The 17,001-nt window shown below is 43.7% G+C and carries 14 protein-coding genes; 7 read left to right on the forward strand and 7 right to left on the reverse strand.

Annotated elements, in window-relative coordinates:
* Positions 1-11 precede the first annotated feature (11 nt).
* From R1T43_RS15000 to glpQ, 3 genes are all read left to right on the forward strand, one after another.
* Positions 12-722: an SDR family oxidoreductase gene (locus tag R1T43_RS15000; protein ID WP_317350224.1), complete on the forward strand. Its 711-nt coding sequence runs from the start codon at positions 12-14 to the stop codon at positions 720-722.
* A 132-nt stretch (positions 723-854) separates the two neighbouring features.
* The gene (gloA, locus tag R1T43_RS15005; RefSeq protein WP_211071250.1) at positions 855-1,241 is read left to right on the forward strand and encodes a lactoylglutathione lyase; all 387 of its coding nucleotides are present in this window, start codon (positions 855-857) and stop codon (positions 1,239-1,241) included.
* A gap of 50 nt (positions 1,242-1,291) precedes the next feature.
* Positions 1,292-2,314 carry a glycerophosphodiester phosphodiesterase gene (glpQ, locus tag R1T43_RS15010; protein WP_317350226.1) on the forward strand — a complete coding sequence of 341 codons (1,023 nt, stop codon included), beginning with the start codon at positions 1,292-1,294 and terminating at the stop codon, positions 2,312-2,314.
* Between the two features lie 84 nt (positions 2,315-2,398).
* Here the strand turns inward: glpQ and R1T43_RS15015 are convergent, their stop codons facing one another.
* Complete coding sequence (locus R1T43_RS15015; RefSeq protein ID WP_049791830.1) at positions 2,399-3,205, reverse strand: flagellar protein MotY; 807 nt, start codon at positions 3,203-3,205, stop codon at positions 2,399-2,401.
* Between the two features lie 317 nt (positions 3,206-3,522).
* On the opposite strand from R1T43_RS15015, the gene rnt reads away from it, so the two are divergent.
* Entirely contained in the window at positions 3,523-4,179 is a 657-nt protein-coding gene (gene rnt / locus R1T43_RS15020) for a ribonuclease T (protein WP_211071248.1), read from the forward strand.
* Between the two features lie 175 nt (positions 4,180-4,354).
* On the opposite strand, the gene R1T43_RS15025 is transcribed toward rnt, so the two are convergent.
* A complete protein-coding gene (locus R1T43_RS15025; RefSeq protein WP_317350228.1) occupies positions 4,355-4,960 on the reverse strand; it encodes a peroxiredoxin C in 606 nt (201 codons plus the stop codon).
* 261 nt (positions 4,961-5,221) lie between these two features.
* Here R1T43_RS15025 and R1T43_RS15030 point away from each other — a divergent pair, with 261 nt between their 5' ends.
* On the forward strand, positions 5,222-5,416 hold the full coding sequence (locus R1T43_RS15030) for a bacterioferritin-associated ferredoxin (protein WP_013784972.1): 195 nt from the start codon (positions 5,222-5,224) through the stop codon (positions 5,414-5,416).
* Between the two features lie 95 nt (positions 5,417-5,511).
* On the opposite strand, the gene R1T43_RS15035 is transcribed toward R1T43_RS15030, so the two are convergent.
* The 5 genes from R1T43_RS15035 to R1T43_RS15055 all read right to left on the reverse strand — a co-directional run bounded on the left by R1T43_RS15035 (position 5,512) and on the right by R1T43_RS15055 (position 13,707).
* Complete coding sequence (locus R1T43_RS15035) at positions 5,512-8,346, reverse strand: TonB-dependent receptor (RefSeq protein ID WP_317355870.1); 2,835 nt, start codon at positions 8,344-8,346, stop codon at positions 5,512-5,514.
* 370 nt (positions 8,347-8,716) lie between these two features.
* Positions 8,717-9,793, reverse strand: a complete 1,077-nt coding sequence (locus R1T43_RS15040) for a FecR family protein (protein WP_211071245.1) — start codon at positions 9,791-9,793, stop codon at positions 8,717-8,719.
* A 1-nt stretch (position 9,794) separates the two neighbouring features.
* Entirely contained in the window at positions 9,795-10,355 is a 561-nt protein-coding gene (locus tag R1T43_RS15045) for an RNA polymerase sigma factor (RefSeq protein ID WP_013784975.1), read from the reverse strand.
* Between the two features lie 147 nt (positions 10,356-10,502).
* The gene (locus R1T43_RS15050) at positions 10,503-13,064 is read right to left on the reverse strand and encodes a TonB-dependent receptor (protein WP_317350232.1); all 2,562 of its coding nucleotides are present in this window, start codon (positions 13,062-13,064) and stop codon (positions 10,503-10,505) included.
* Between the two features lie 292 nt (positions 13,065-13,356).
* On the reverse strand, positions 13,357-13,707 hold the full coding sequence (locus R1T43_RS15055; RefSeq protein ID WP_317350234.1) for a Grx4 family monothiol glutaredoxin: 351 nt from the start codon (positions 13,705-13,707) through the stop codon (positions 13,357-13,359).
* A 509-nt stretch (positions 13,708-14,216) separates the two neighbouring features.
* On the opposite strand from R1T43_RS15055, the gene sodB reads away from it, so the two are divergent.
* Both sodB and R1T43_RS15065 read left to right on the forward strand, forming a co-directional pair.
* The gene (gene sodB, locus R1T43_RS15060) at positions 14,217-14,798 is read left to right on the forward strand and encodes a superoxide dismutase [Fe] (protein ID WP_211071243.1); all 582 of its coding nucleotides are present in this window, start codon (positions 14,217-14,219) and stop codon (positions 14,796-14,798) included.
* A 242-nt stretch (positions 14,799-15,040) separates the two neighbouring features.
* Positions 15,041-16,963 (forward strand): PrkA family serine protein kinase, encoded by a 1,923-nt coding sequence (locus tag R1T43_RS15065; protein WP_317350235.1) that lies wholly within the window; start codon positions 15,041-15,043, stop codon positions 16,961-16,963.
* The last annotated feature ends 38 nt before the right edge of the window (positions 16,964-17,001 follow it).

The raw sequence follows: 17,001 nt of genomic DNA on the forward strand, positions 1-17,001 counted from the left end.
GTAGAGGCTGTATGTCACAACATTATTCAGTAAACGAGAAAGTGGCGATTGTTACCGGCGGCGGTAAAGGTCTGGGTAAGTCCCTTACCCTAAGACTACTTCAAGAAGGTATGAAGGTCGCTATTTGCGGAAGAACCGCTGCCACTATTAATGAAACAGTAGCAGAGTTTGAAGCCCAATTCGGTAAGCGTATTTATGGCCAAGTTTGCGATATTAGTGATGCATCTGCGGTAAGCCACTTTATACAGGAAGTACATTCGCAGTTCGGCGATATTCAAGTATTGGTAAATAACAGTGGCTTTGGCAAAGAAACTTTAATTTGTGAGACCAGCGAAAGCGACTGGGATGACGTTATGGATACCAACGTTAAAGGTACATTTTTGATGTGCAAAAACGTGGTGCCCAATATGATTAAGCAAAAAGAAGGGTACGTGGTAAATATTGCCTCACAAGCTGCGCTTAACGGCTATGCCAATGCAGGCGTCTATTGCGCGTCAAAATTTGCCATGGTGGGGCTAGGTAAAGCCCTTCAGGAAGAAGTGCGTGAGTACGGCATTCATGTTCATTCACTCAACCCTGCGCTTATTCAATCCCAAAAAACGCCAAAGGATGACATTGATTCAGGGCTTATTCAAAATGATGATCTTGCTGATATGCTCGTTTATTTACTACAGCAACCTCGTCGTCTTAAAATAGACAATATTGGAATGTGGGGCTTTTAACTATCCTTTTTTGCTAGCGGTTTACCGATAGGCGCTTGCAGCCATTGTATTTGCGCCTTAGTGTCTCATTCCTTTCACATACCCATAGTAAACTGATATATATGATGTCCTTAGAAGGACGGGGAGAATCGAATGAGAATGCTACATACCATGCTTCGTGTTGAGGATCTTGATGCGTCTTTGCACTTCTACACTAACTTGATGGGCATGAAGCTGCTAAGAAAGTCTGAAAACCAAGCTTATGAATACACGCTCGCTTTCGTGGGTTACGGTGAAGAAACTAACACTACCGTACTTGAACTCACCTATAACTGGGGTGACAACACCTATGAAAAAGGCACAGCTTACGGCCACATCGCCATCGAAGTAGACGATATTTATCAGTTCTGCGAAACCCTTGAACAAAATGGCTGTGATGTATACCGTAAGCCAGGTCCTGTTAAGGGCGGCTCTACTGTCATCGCTTTTGTTCGCGACCCAGATGGCTATGCCATTGAACTTATCCAAACAAAACAATAAGTCTCTATTTTAAAATACAGCGGCCCTATTAATAAGGATATTGCCCTACCATGCTAAAAATTCGTCACGCTCTACTTACTTTCTCGCTTTCTATCTCGATTTTTGCAAGCCCAGTACTATTGGCGAAAGACTTCGATGTTATTGCTCATAGGGGCGCGTCAGGTTATCTGCCTGAGCACACATTAGAAGCCGCCACGCTTGCTTTTGCCATGAACCCTGACTTTATTGAGCAAGATGCGGTTATTACTAAAGATGGGATTGCCGTGGTCTTGCACGACATACATTTAGAAACAGTAACCAACGTCGAGCAAGTATTTCCAGAGCGTGCACGTAAAGATGGTCGCTTTTACGCCTTAGATTTCACGTTAGCTGAGCTTCGTACTCTGCAAGTACACGAACGAGCGAACAGCAAGGGCGAACAAGTTTTTACAAAACGCTATACAGGGAATACGGCAAATTTTACCGTGGCAACCTTAGAAGAGCACTACGAGCTTATTACTCAGCTCAATCGAGAGTTTAATACCGATGTAGGGGTATATACGGAAGTAAAATCACCAGCGTGGCATAACGAACAAGGAGTAGATGCAAGCCAGATTGTGATTGCATCACTGACACGATTTAATCTTGCCAATAAAGACGCCAATAGTTACTTGCAGTGTTTTGACTTCGATGAAATAAAGCGCATTAGAAAAGACTTAAACTATGCGGGCAAAGTGGTCATGCTAATGGGTGAAAACAGTTGGGGCGAATCAACCACAGACTACGATTGGATCAAAAGTGAAGCAGGCATGAAAGAAGTGGCAAACTATGCTGACGGTTTAGGCCCTTGGTTAGGTCAACTACTAGACCCACAAGCGATGAAAGCAGGTAAATTAGTACCCGCATCGTGGGTTGAGTATGCCCATTCAGAAGGTTTCATTATTCATCCCTACACGTTCCGCCAAGATGCCCTTCCGCCAGGCATGACAGCAGAACAGCTTCTTACTACCCTTAAACACGTGGTGAACGTAGACGGCGTATTTACCGACCATGTGCCGCCGGTAAAAGCCTGGCTTGAGGCTCAAGGCGAATAGCAACAACAAGTAGATTATTCACTTCACAAAAAAAGCGGCTATTAAGCCGCTTTTTTATAGATTTCATTTAGGTTTTATATAACCCTAAGATTTAGATAAACGCACGACTACCCGCCTATTTTGTGCTCGTGATTCTCGGGTATCGTTATTTGCGATATGACGCTTCTCGCCGTGTCCCGTCAGTTGAATTCTGTCATCGGGCACGCCAATGGTCGTTAAGTAGCTTTTTACTTCATTGGCTCGGCGTATAGATAATTGTTCGTTGTTCCATCGCCCGCCATAACTATCGGTATAGCCATCAAGCAAGACTAACTCTAAATCGCTATCTTCTTTTAGGTATTCCCCAATCATTGTTAGGCGCTTTTGAGAATACTTTGTCAGTTCGGTACTGTTTTTCTGATACGACAACACCGTATAGGCAATATCGTCGAAGTTGTAAGGCAATAAGTTAGACACACACTTAACGAAGTCTCTATACACCATCGAAAAATTACTGGCGTTTAATGCAACACTCACTTTATCGTATTCGTTGTACCAGTCTTGATAATAAATGGTGGGCCAGAAACCTTTTTCGAGTTCACTTAGCATAGTCCATGCAGCGTCTTGTGGAAGGTCGCCATTATATTGCGTGCGCAATGTCATATCGGCGATGGTTTTAGGCGCAACACCTGGCATCCACTTTGGCGGTACAGAATAAACAGCAGCTACATCGAAGCGGTTAGGCAATAAATGCATATCTAGCTCAAATTCCATATTAAGCCGTTTAGAAGCCACGCTTGTAAACATGGCATCGCCGTAGCCGGGTAAAGGATGGTTCAATGTACATTGCAAACGCGATGCATCAACCACTTCCCAGTTTGACGTTTCTACCGTAGCAGAATACTGACGCATAGCACCGCTTGCGACCGTAGTAAAAAACAACGGAATAAGTAAACCGAATTTACGCTTCACAACTATACCCACTCAACTGATAAACCATACCTAACAAAAAGGCGCTTACAGAATATATCGTCCTTAGTGTAGAAAAGTTTAGCCTTCTATACCATTAATACCATCAATTATGCCCCTCATTTCAGGTTTCTTACGCCCCACATTGAAATTCAGGCTGGATACCGTGGGTTATCCTTGCCATAATCCCAGCACTTTTTGTAGCATTTTTATGTTGATACAGCTTTGTTACGTAACCAAAGAACCTGCTAAGAGAAACTATGTCTGAGTTGCACCACTCCCTTCCTCATCGTTTTAGGGGCTACTTCCCTGTTGTTATCGACGTTGAAACCGCCGGTTTTAACGCTGGGACCGATGCCTTACTTGAAATTGCTGCCGTAACGGTAAAAATGGAAGAAGATGGCCTGATTTATCCCGACCAAACTTTTCATTACCATGTAGACCCTTTTGAAGGCGCGAACTTAGAACCTGCAGCGCTAGAGTTTAACGGTATCGACCCTCACTGTGCCCTGCGCGGTGCCATTGAAGAAAGTGAAGCAATGAAGTCGTTGTGCAAAGGTATTCGTAAAGCGCAAAAAGATGCGGATTGCCAGCGCTCGGTGATTGTGGCGCATAATGCCACTTTCGATCAAAGCTTCGTGAACGCAGCCATAGCTCGCTGCAACATTAAGCGCACGCCTTTCCATCCGTTTGTATCATTTGATACCACCAGCCTTGCCGGTTTAACGTTAGGCCAAACTGTTTTGGTTAAAGCCTGCAGAGCGGCAGGCATTGAGTTCGATCAAAAAGAAGCCCACAGCGCATTATACGATGCGCAAAAAACCACGGAGCTTTTTTGCTTTATGGTAAATCGCTATAAAGCACTGGGCGGCTGGCCCTTAGCAGGTGAACCTATCTGCCCTGATGAGCCTTGCTGATATGCAACGCCTGAAATGCTGCCTTAGCGGCAAGCGCTTCAAATTAAAATCTATTCAATAGAAAAAAACAGCGCCGAATGGCGCTGTTTTAGTATTGGATAAACGGATTTGCATAAAGCCTGTTTAACAAGCCGAAATGCCTATTTTAAAGGCTTTTGTAGATACTTTCGGCCTATTATAACTTGTCAGCTTCTGCTGCAAGGTACTTAGCCACGCCTTCTGGTGAAGCATCCATACCCGCTTTCCCTTGTGTCCAACCCGCTGGGCAAACTTCGCCATGGTCTTGGTGGAATGCAAGCGCATCAACCATACGAAGCATTTCATCTACATTGCGGCCTAGTGGAAGGTCGTTAATCACTTGGTGACGGACCTGGCCTTCTTCATCAATCAGGAAAGACCCCCTAAATGCCACGCCATCTTCAGGGTGTTCTACATCATATGCCTGGCAGATTTCATGTTTTACATCGGCCACCAAGGTGTATTTTACTGGGCCAATGCCACCTTCGTTTACTGGCGTATTTCGCCATGCGTTATGAGAAAACTGTGAATCGATAGAAACCCCAATCACTTCTACGCCGCGTTTTTTAAATTCTTCAAAACGCTTATCAAAAGCAATAAGTTCAGATGGGCAAACAAAGGTGAAATCTAGCGGGTAGAAAAAAAGTACCGCTTTTTTGCCTTTGATGGTTTCAGAGAGTGAAAATGAATCAACTATTTCACCCGAACCTAATACTGCAGCAGCGGTAAAATCCGGCGCTGGACGACCAACTAATACACTCATGAATATCTCCAATTTTTTAAAATATTTAATAATTAGTAAAACGTCTTATTAATGGGCGTTTTCTATTTCCTTTATTGGTACTTTATCTTATATAACAAGCGGTAAAGCACTGTACTTTCGCTAATTCTTCATGATTTATTCACTCATCGTACCAAAGGCCACCCTTCTTGATGATTTCTTGAGTGTGAATACGACTAAATCTCACTTGCATTAGAATGAAATAGCAATTATTATCATTTACAGACTTATTTGGAGTGTTTTATGTTTGTATGTATGTGTTACGGCGTTACCGATAAAAGCATACGCGCCGCAGTACAAGGTAATGGCGTAGGCAACATGCGTGAATTGCGTGAACATATGGAACTGGGTTCCCAGTGTGGCAAGTGCATCCAAATGGCACAACAGATTATCGATCAAACTATCATCGATGATTCTATGTTTAAAAACGTAGGCTAGTTCTTCCCTTTTTTCCTAGGCATTTTCCTAGTTTCTCCTTCCTACGTTCTATCCAGAATTTATCTGATCTTCTATTTCAATTAACTTGTGTGTCGTTAATCAACACTGTATTCCAACCCTAAATAATAGAAAGCACCATTAATTCCCCCTGGCGATGTTGGCGGATATAAAGCCCCTACTTCCCCACTGAATGGATTGCTATCAGGTTTTGTATCAAATAAATTTTGCACACCTAGCGTAAATCGCCACGACGGTGAAAAAAACCATGCTACTTGCGCATCTGCCGTTAGCGTGTCGCTTCCAAAAATATCCATTCCCGCTGAAGCATCTAGATGGTCTTCGTAGTATTTACCGTAGTAGTTTGCCCGCCACGTAAAATTAACGTCGCCAATGTACTGTTCTAGCGTCAAACTGCCTCTGTGTGCTGGCAAGTTATCTTCTAGCATTCTAATGCGCTGTGTTGTCAGGTTTGGCATTAAGGTTATCTCACCATCAACCATAGTGGGATATAAGGTCACCCGCTCTACTTGTGTGTCTGTCCAATTGTAAGCTAACAACAATGTCTGCTTCCAATCTTGTACCATGAAGTCATAGTGAACCACTAAATCGACACCTTGGGTTTGGGTATCAAAGTCATTGGTGAAAAATTTGGCGGCGTTGTATTTCGCCGCATCGTCTCGGCCCTTCGCACTAAGCACTTGGATGTCTGCGTCACTAAGCGGTATGGCCGACGTGGTACTGATCCTGTCCATTAAACGGATATTGAAATAGTCGAGGGTTGCGAAAAAGGTATCACTTACGTGCATCACCACACCTAAACTAAAATTGACCGATTCCTCTGGAGTGAGCGGTGTTGCACCTAGCTGTTGCGATATCAAATCAGTGGGCGGCAATGTGGCTTGGTCTTCTAGTCCATTTGCGCTGTAAGCAGTGGTAACATTAATCACGTTACTTTGCCCTACCGTCGGCGCCTTAAACCCCGTATTGATAGAGCCTCGAAGGGCAAATAAGTCGTTAACCTTATATCGCGTACTTAGCTTTCCATCAAAGGTAGAGCCAAAATCAGTAAAGTGTTCAACGCGGGTGGCTACACCAAACTGCCATGCTTCACTTAAGAAAAACTCCAAATCTATGTACACCGCCCAATTGCTTCTACTCCAGTGCCCTGCAGATTGAGGCTGGTAACCAGGAAATCCGTTAGAACCAATGCTGAACCCTTGCGACGCCCCCGTGGTGGGGTCAAAAGCAAGCGAGCCTGCGGCATAAGAGGCATCATCGCCGGCTTTTTGAAAGTAAGTTTCTCTGCGCCACTCTGCGCCCATAGCAATACTAATTGGCTCTTCAAATACAGATTGAATTAGCTTTGCGAAATCAAGATTAAACGTACGCTCTACTTGGCTCACAGAGCCCGGTGTAAAAGAGAGCGGAGAGTCTGGCCCTAGCGAAGGGTTAACTGTACCCGATAGCCGATAAGCAATATCTGAATACCCTACACTAGCACTCAAATCCATTGCCCAGCCATTGTCTAATTCCGTTTTAACTCCAGCAAATACTGAGGCATCAGTAATTGTGCCACCAAATTGTGGGGTAAACCCACCAGGAAACCACTCGTTAAAGGCAAAGCAATTCGCACCAAGTGCGGTGGTGTTATCGGCAATACGCAAATAATCGGGGTTATCCAATACATTGGTATCATCAAGGAAAATAGTGGGGCAGCTAATCCCCTGCCCTATACCGTCTAAATCCCCAACTAATAAGCGACTTTCGCCCGTTTCTTCGTTCGTTTCAGAAAAGACGCCTTCTCGGGTTTGTGGGTTGCGATAGTAAAAACCACCACTTATTTCTCGATGTGCATAAGTTGCTAGCGCGTATCCTTCGTAGTTAGGCGCAATATCCCACCCCGCATTTACCGACATTTTCATGTCTTCGTTAACATCTAGTGCCCCCCAAATTTGCGCGGGGCTACTTATAAATGTGTTGCCTGCGTCGATGAGGCCTTGGGCATCATCACGCTGAACAGAGCGTGATGTGCCTTGTTGCTGTCGATATTCTACCGTGGCGTTCAAGAAGCCGTTTTCACCTAAACGAAAACCTTTATTAGCCTGTATCTGAAATAACTCACCATCACCTTCAGAATAGGTACCCGTTTTAAGTGCGATGCTGCCACCTGAATCACTATCATCAAGTACAAAGTTAATCACGCCGGCAATGGCATCTGAACCGTATTGTGCCGCAGCCCCATCTCGTAAAACTTCAATTTGCTTTAATGCATAAGCTGGGATAACCGAAATATCCGGCCCCTGTGCGCCATCAGATAAGCCACCGCCAAGAAAGGTAATGACTGCCGAGCGATGTCTGCGTTTACCGTTCACGAGCAGCAACGTGTGATCTGACGCCATACCTCGTAAATTAGCAGGTCGCACTAAACTGGTAGCATCATTAATAGGCTGATCGTTTACGTTTAAAGATGGCACCATAGTACTTAGCATCGACAAGGCATCGCTGTTGCCTTGTGAACGCAATGATTCTGAGCCAATAATATCTAGTGGCACGGGCGAGTCGACCGCACTACGAGGAGAGTTTCTCGTGCCTACAACGGCGATGCGCTCAAGCGTATTACTCGTGTCTTCTTCTTGAACCTTCTCTTCACCCTCGTCCTTTCTATTTTGAGCAACCACATCACTGCGAGAACGAATACTGACTTGCCCAGCACTGTCGGTTACTACGGCAAGCTCGGTGCCATCAAGCAATTTTGATAAAGCTTCGTTAAGGGTGAAGTTGCCCTCTAAAGAATTGGTTTTAACCGTTTGCGCTAAGTCGAAAGGAAATAAGAGTGTGGTATTAGCTTGCTTTGCTAGTTCTGTTAGCGCGTCATCGGCATCTTGGGCTGGAATTGAAAACTGAAAGGCCGTTTGATTAGACTGCTTTATTGGGCTTGGCGCATTTTCTTGTTTGCTCCGTTGACCGGCTTGAGACTCGGGCTCTTGGGCGTATGTGCCTTGAATGGGACCAGCACAAACGGCTAACACAAGGCATATACTTGCCTTGCGCACACTGTTATAGCTGCGCACTACTGCACGAGAAAAATTGGCCGAACGCAAATGATGCAAGATAAGAAATCGTACTTATTATTTGTTTTATTATATTGTCACAATAGTTAAGCTTATGCCAAGTAATGCAAGCGCATTGCTTTTATAAGACAAACACTAACCTTAAAGCATGCCTTTGACCATCAATCGCGAGTTATCTGCGAATTAGCCCTTTAATGCCCCTGCAGTGGCCCCCTACACTAGGCTTAAACTAGCTTCGGGAAACCGATAACTGAATACTGGTATCAGAAACTTTCTCGTATTCAATGTTAAAGCTGTTTTTCAGTGCCGCTAGCAAGCCATCAATATCACCCACTTTAAAGTAGCCAGCAACACGGCGACTTTTAAGTGACTCGTCAGAAATCTGAAAATGTACTTGTGTATATCTGCCAATTTCAGCAAGCACGGCTTCTAAGCGCTCGCCTTTAAACACAATCATGCCTTGCTGCCATGCTAAGTCATCGTCGATATCATTTTGCGATAAGCTTTCACGGGCATCAACATCGCCTTTAACTGTGGCTTTTTCACCCGCAAACATAAGCAGGCCTTCACCTTCAACGGGTGTTTTGGAAAACAATGATTGGTTACTACTGAATGCACTGAACCTGTCTTTAACTAATACTTTTCCGTCAGTTACCACTAACTCAAAGGCATTATCGTCAACATATTGCATGTTAAACGCAGTACCCACCGCTGTAACCGTGTTATTTCCCGCGGTTACGGTGAAAGGGCGCGTGGTATCGTGCGCAACTTCAAAATGCGCTTCGCCTTTTAGCAAGACAATATTTCGCACATCGTCAGAAAAATCGACGGTGACCCGCGAGTTTGTGTTTAACAGTAATGTGGAACCATCAGAAAGCACAAGATTTCTTTGTTCACCAATACCGGTTTCAATTTTTTCAGACATGTGCGCCACTGCATTTGGCTCTTCAAGCCAAACACGGTCAACCACAACTCCTACCGCAATAGCCATCACTAAAAATGCGGCTGCTGCGCTCATGCGAGCTTGAGTAACGATACCCACGCGTCGTTTATTGCGATTATGGGCCTTGGTTTCGGTTTTGTTCTGATGACGAGGAAACAATCCACTTAACTCGTTAAGTACTGACATGTCATCCCACAAGCTTGCGGCCTCCATCAGTGCCTTACGATGATTTGGACTTTCGGCAAGCCACGCATCTAGCTGTGTTTTTTCGTCTTCGCTAAGTTCACGATCGAGACGGCTTATCCATAAGCAGGCTTGCTCTTGGATATCTTCTTTGCTGGAAAACTGACGAATATTGTTCATGTTAACTACGGCTTATGTCCTGAGTCGCATTACGAGATGTGCGCACGGGGGCGTCATCTTTAGATAGCTCGGCTAAATATTTCGAGCACAACATTAATCCTTTAGCGACATGCTTTTCTACCGTACTCTCGCTTAAACCAACGAGTTCTGCGATGTCTTTTTGGCGCATGCCATATACTTTTTTAAGTAGAAATACCCGCTTAACATCCGCAGACAACGTATCCGTTGCTCGGCAAAAGTGGATGAAGCGTTCCTTACTTTCTACATTTTTTTCTAAGCTATAACCCACCAGTTCGTGGGGTAAAATGTCCATGTCATCAATAGGCTGATTATTTTTATTTTCAGCTCTGGCAACATGGTTTAATGCTAAGTTACGTGCTGTTTTCAGCATGTATGTGCGTTCAAAACGAATCTCTTGATTCATCTCAGCTTCATAACTTTTTATGAATGCTTCTTGAACGATGTCTTCTATATCGTCGGCACCCACAATAGTACTCACCGCACGCATTAGCTTTGCGCGATATTTTAAGAAGGATTCGGTGACTGTCGACTTTCTGGTCATATTAAAATTTTGCAGGTGTTTCAAATTGCTTACAGTTATTGAACCATCATGCCAATTAATTGGTCTTCTTGCACGATGAAATCTTATATTTTTAGCATTTAGAGAAATAAAAGGAGGCGAACGCCTCCTTTTACCTGGTTTCCGTTTTTAGAAAGTGTAAACACCTCTCAGGTAATAGAAACCGCCATTGATGCCGATGGGAGACGTAGTCGGATACAATGAACCTGCAATACCTGCATACTGCGTGTTTTCATCTGGGTACTCATCAAACGCGTTTTTCGCACCCACGGTTACAGTCAGCTCTTCTGTGAAGTTATAAGCCATTTCCAAATCAATCGTGATTTCAGACCCTACTTTATCGATAGGTAGTGCTGAATCTAGGTGATCTTCATAGATGCTACCGAAATAGTTAAGGCGAGCTAGGAAGCGCCAGTCACCATTGGTATGGTTAGCTGTTGCACTGTAGCGTACTGCCGGAAGGTTATCTTCCAACATGCGGATACGTTCAGCTGAAATATTATCAGATGCTCTATCTACTTCAGTAGACGTCCAGTTATACGCTAGCGAGAACTTAGTTTCGCCTTCAAACATGTCCATGCTGTAGTTAGCTACAACATCAAGACCTTCGGTAGTCGTATCGAAGTCATTAGTGAAGAAGCTAATTTCAGTGAAGCTAGACGCATCGTTGATGCCCTGATCTAGCAAAATCGCAATATCTTCATCAGTAAGCGCAATACCTGAAGCAGTACTGATTCGGTCAGTCAATTCGATGTTGTAGTAATCAGCTGTAATGAACAAACCGTTATCAAAGTCTGCTACTACACCAAACGTGATACTTTCAGATTCTTCCGGAGTAAGCTGCTCACCACCTTTAAGTTGTGATACTGGATCGGTAGGCGGAAGCGTAGCGCGGTCGATAAGCTTGCCATCAGTACCAAACGCTGTGGTTACGTTACGAACGTTGCTTTGACCCAATGTAGGCGCTTTAAAGCCTGTTGAGAAAGCACCACGGAAGGCGATGTTTTCAAGTGCTTGCCAGCGGAACGCCACTTTACCTTTGGTAGTATCACCAAAGTCTGAATAATCTTCGTAACGAATAGCACCCGCTAACATGAAGGTTTCAGTAATGTACGCTTCTGCATCTACGTAGAACGCGATGTTATGACGCGACACTAGGCCTTGGCTGTTTGCCGCTAAGCCAGGGAAACCATTCGAGCCAATACCAAAACCTTGTGAAGCTAGTGGACCAATTTCGTAAGATGCGGTATCACCAGCAAAACTCTCGTAGCTTTCATGACGGTATTGGAAACCACTTGCTACAAATAACGGCTCATATAAGCCAATTTCGAAAGGTTTAGTGAAATCTACGTCAAGGGTTTGCTCTGACTGCGTGTAACGACCAGGGCTAAACTCGAAGGGCGTATCGGGACCTAATGATGGGTTGATAGTGTTGCTGATAATAAAATCAACTTCGTTTTCACCCAAGTTCAAGCTTACATCGTAAGTGATGTCGTTCGCTAACTCGCCACGGGTTCCAAATACCAATGACATATCGGTAACCGTTCCACCAAAGCGCGGTGTAAAACCACCTGGTAAAATTTCGTTGAACGCGAAGCAATCAGGGTTATTTGCCACTTCATTGATGTAACGTTCGTTAGTTAACACGTTGTCACCAGGCATGATGTCGGTGGGACAGTTGCCTGACAAGTCATCAGTTAAGTCACCTACCAACAAAGAGCCATCATCAGCCGCGTAAACACCGCCACGCGTGTGCGGGTTACGGTAGTAGAAACCACCTTCCACTTCACGCTCAGCGAAGTTACCAAACATATAGGCTTCTGCGGTATCACTTAGCTCTAACCCTAGGTTAGCAAAAAGTTTGTAGTCGTGTTTAATTTCAGGAGAACCCCAAATTTGCGCAGGGTCGGCAACAAAGGTATTTCCACCAGCCACTAGGCCTGCGGCATCATCACGCTGAACACTGCGAGAAGTATCATCGGCAGTACGGTATTCTGCAGAAAGGTTAATGAAACCTTTGTCAGATAAAGGCATACCAATATTACCAGACAGCTGAATCATGTCGCCGTCCCCTTCATAATACGAGCCGTAGCGTGCTTCAAATGAGCCGCCTTCTGACGCATCGTTTAATACGAAGTTAATAACACCCGCAATGGCGTCTGAACCATACTGCGCCGCAGCACCGTCACGTAATACTTCAATTTGTTTCAAAGCTGCTGCTGGAATAACCGAGATATCCGGGCCTTGTGCACCATCAGACAAGCCACCACCTAAGAATGTGATAACAGCAGAACGGTGACGTCGCTTACCGTTTACTAGCACTAAGGTGTGATCTGACGCCATACCACGAAGGTTAGCAGGACGAACTAGGGTAGATGCATCATTAATAGGTTGATCGTTAACGTTAAACGACGGAACAACCGTTTGCATCATAGAGACGACATCGGTGGCACCCTGATTTTTAAATTCTTCATCAGAGATAATATCGATAGGTACTGCAGATTCAGCGACAGAACGTGGTGCTGCGCGTGAACCTACGATAGCGATTTGTTCATAATCTTCTGCGCTCGCTTCTGCAGCATCGGCCGCTTCTTGGGCATGTACTGGCGCAATGGCCATAACAGAAAATGCCGCTGACGCAGCAAGTACGCCTCGAACGTGTTTGGTCAATAAAGACAAAGATGTATTCATAGTGGTTTCCCGGATTTTCTCCCTGTCACCTCTACGCTTTCATGAACGTAATAAGTGCAGCGAGTGATAGTTATTTTATACCTTTAACACTGACCATATACTTGTCAGCACCCGCTTTTTATAAGATGTAAGCTCCTATAAAACAAACATTTTTGCACAAAATAATTATTTATTTTCAGACCATAGAGGATTTTGTTTTCTGGTCTGTCTATTAGTATTTACGGGAATTGAAAGTGGTGTGATTTTGCGGGTTTTTAATCAAAAAAGCCGGCTAATTGCCGGCTTTCTAATCTTATTTTTCAGTCTTGTGTTTCTCTGCCGTTTCTTTAATTAACGGCTGCAATTCGTTTTGTTGAAACATTTCCATAATAATATCACAACCACCTACTAACTCGCCGTCTACCCATAATTGTGGGAAAGTTGGCCAGTTCGCATACTTTGGTAATTCAGCGCGAATATCTGGGTTTTGCAAAATGTCTACATACGCAAACGGTTCACCACAGCCCATTAGTGCTTGTGATGCTTGTGAAGAAAAACCACAACTTGGCAGTTTAGGAGAACCCTTCATATATAAAAGAATAGGGTTTTCTTCAATTTGTTGCTTAATTCTGTCTACGGTGGATTGTGTTTCAGTGTTATCCATCAGGTCCTCTCAGCGGAAAAGTTATTCCCTATAAGTGGGAATGAGCGTGTAGAATTCAAGGGTAATATTATCATAGTTTCTTGTAGGGGTTTATACTCACCGCATCTGAAAAAGGTATTTATATAACCTGTGATGCTCACACCAATTGTGGATGGCAATAATCTCATATAGCCTAGTCGCATTGGTAAGATGAAAGTGATCTTATATCTTACGCTGATATTACTTACTATCAGTACCCTAGTTTCTATCGTTTGCGACGTGGCTGATACGCATCATCAGCGAGCATTCACGATATAGGGATTTACAGGGCAATTATTATAACTAGACAAGATTTTAGAATTTTCATAAATTTGTCATTGAGTTATACAAATTTGCCCCTACATCTACAACATGCTTTTGCTATTATAAAATAAGCATCTTAGATAAAGTATTTATACAGGCTCGTTGAACAGGCATTACGAGCTTAAATTAACGTTGTTTAAAAACATTAAACCAACACGGAGACCGATATGGCTTTTGAATTACCAGCATTACCATACGAAAAAAATGCACTTGAACCGCATATTTCTTCTGAAACGCTGGACTATCACTACGGCAAGCATCACGCTACTTACGTAACTAAATTAAACGGTTTAGTTGAAGGTACTGATTTGGAAAGCAAAAGCCTAGAAGAGATCATCAAGTCTTCTGAAGGTGGCGTTTTCAACAATGCAGCACAAGTTTGGAACCACACGTTCTACTGGAACTGCTTAAGCCCAAATGGCGGCGGCGAACCTACTGGTGCACTTGCTGACGCAATCAATGCAAAATGGGGCTCATTCGCTGACTTCCAAGCTGCATTCAACGACAAAGCAGTGAACAACTTTGGATCTAGCTGGACTTGGTTAGTGAAAGCTACTGACGGTTCTCTAGACATCGTAAATACAAGTAACGCTGAAACACCAATTTCTGGTGACGAGCTTACGCCTGTATTGACTGTTGACCTTTGGGAACACGCTTACTACATCGATTACCGTAACGTGCGTCCTAAGTACCTAGAAAACTTCTGGGCACTTGCTAACTGGGAATTTGCTAGCGCGAACTTCGCGTAATCATTTTCAGATAAATTTTAAAAACCCGCTTGTGCGGGTTTTTTTATGCCCATCATTAAATAATATACAGACTTTTAAGTAATACTAATGGGTGTATTTGACTCTATTTAAACGAAAAAATTCCATTTTTCGTTAGACCAAACATTTCACATCTATACAAAAGTTTACTATGATTTTTGTTTCCTATTTCTAAATACCAACTAAGCTGAAATTACGGGCAACCGTTTTTTTAAGAGGTATTTATGGGTATTTTCGAACATTACCAAAACCGATACGAAGAACGAAAGCAGGAAGAGTTTACCATTGAGGAGTTCCTTGAGATTTGCAAGGACGATGCAGCAGCATACGCAAATGCGGCTGAACGATTGCTAAGTGCCATTGGCGAGCCTCAAATGATAGACACCGCGACGGACCCCGCACTGAGTCGCATATTTTCAAACCGCGTTATATCTCGCTACCCCGCGTTTGATGAATTTTATGGTATGGAAGAAGCTATTGAACAAATAGTCTCTTACCTAAAACATGCCGCACAGGGGTTAGAAGAAAAGAAACAAATTCTCTATTTACTTGGGCCTGTAGGGGGAGGTAAATCGTCGTTAGCTGAGCGTTTAAAAGAGCTTATGCAACACGTACCGATTTATACCATTAAAGGCTCTCCGGTAAACGACCATCCATTTTGCTTATTTGACGCCAAAGAAGACGGCCATTTACTTGAGCAAGAATATGGCATTCCCAAACGCTACTTAAAGACCATTATGTCGCCCTGGGCGCGCAAGCGCTTGCATGAATACAATGGTGACATCACGAAATTCAAAGTAGTGCGTGTTTACCCTTCTGTGCTCGATCAAGTGGGTATTGCGAAAACTGAGCCTGGCGATGAGAACAACCAAGATATTTCAGCCTTGGTAGGTAAGGTAGATATTCGCCGGTTAGAGCAATACGCACAAAATGACCCAGATGCCTACAGCTACTCGGGCTCACTGTGTAAAACGAATCAGGGGTTGATGGAGTTTGTGGAAATGTTCAAGGCGCCAATCAAAGTGCTACATCCGCTGCTTACTGCCACCCAAGAAGGCAATTATAACCCTACCGAAGGCTTTTCAGCGTTACCTTTTGATGGCCTGATTTTAGCTCACTCAAATGAATCAGAGTGGCAAACATTTAGAAACAACAAGAACAATGAAGCCTTTCTAGACCGAGTCTATATTGTAAAAGTGCCTTACTGTTTGCGAGTAAGTGAAGAAATTCATATCTACCGTAAATTGCTAGATAGCAGTGAACTTAAAGGGGCACCGTGCGCGCCAGATACCCTTGAATGCTTAGCTCAATTTACCGTGCTTTCAAGATTGAAAGAACCAGAAAACTCAAGTTTATTCTCAAAAATGCGGGTGTACGATGGCGAAAGTTTAAAAGACACCGACCCTAAAGCCAAGTCGTATCAAGAATACCGAGACTATGCCGGCGTAGATGAAGGCATGGAAGGGCTATCCACCCGCTTTGCCTTTAAAATATTATCCCGAGTGTTTAACTTCGATCATCAAGAAGTGGCTGCCAACCCTGTCCATTTGTTCTACGTGCTTGAAAGACAGATTGAGCGTGAGCAATTTCCACCTGATTTAAGTGAGCAATATTTAGAATTTTTAAAAGGCTACCTCATACCAAAATATGTTGAGTTTATCGGTAAAGAAATTCAAACCGCGTATTTGGAATCTTACTCAGAATACGGGCAGAATCTTTTTGACCGCTATGTCACCTATGCAGATTTTTGGATCCAAGATCAAGAATATCGCGACCCTGAAACCGGTCAACTTTTTGACCGCGCGTCGCTAAACGCTGAACTTGAAAAAACCGAAAAGCCTGCGGGAATTAGCAACCCTAAAGACTTCCGTAATGAGATAGTGAATTTCGTACTTCGCGCACGGGCCAACAATGGCGGTAAAAACCCATCGTGGACGAGTTATGAAAAATTACGCACTGTGATTGAAAAGAAAATGTTTTCCAACACGGAAGATTTGCTGCCAGTTATTTCGTTCAATACCAAAGGGTCGGCCGACGAACAGAAAAAGCATGACGACTTTGTGAATCGAATGACGGAAAAAGGCTATACACAAAAGCAAGTCAGACTATTGTGTGAGTGGTATTTACGAGTTCGTAAAGCCTCATAATGGGCTATTTACTCGTGGTTCACCCTATGACAAGCAGG

The sequence above is a fragment of the Alteromonas sp. CI.11.F.A3 genome, from assembly GCF_032925565.1.
In the GTDB taxonomy this organism is placed as follows: domain Bacteria; phylum Pseudomonadota; class Gammaproteobacteria; order Enterobacterales; family Alteromonadaceae; genus Alteromonas.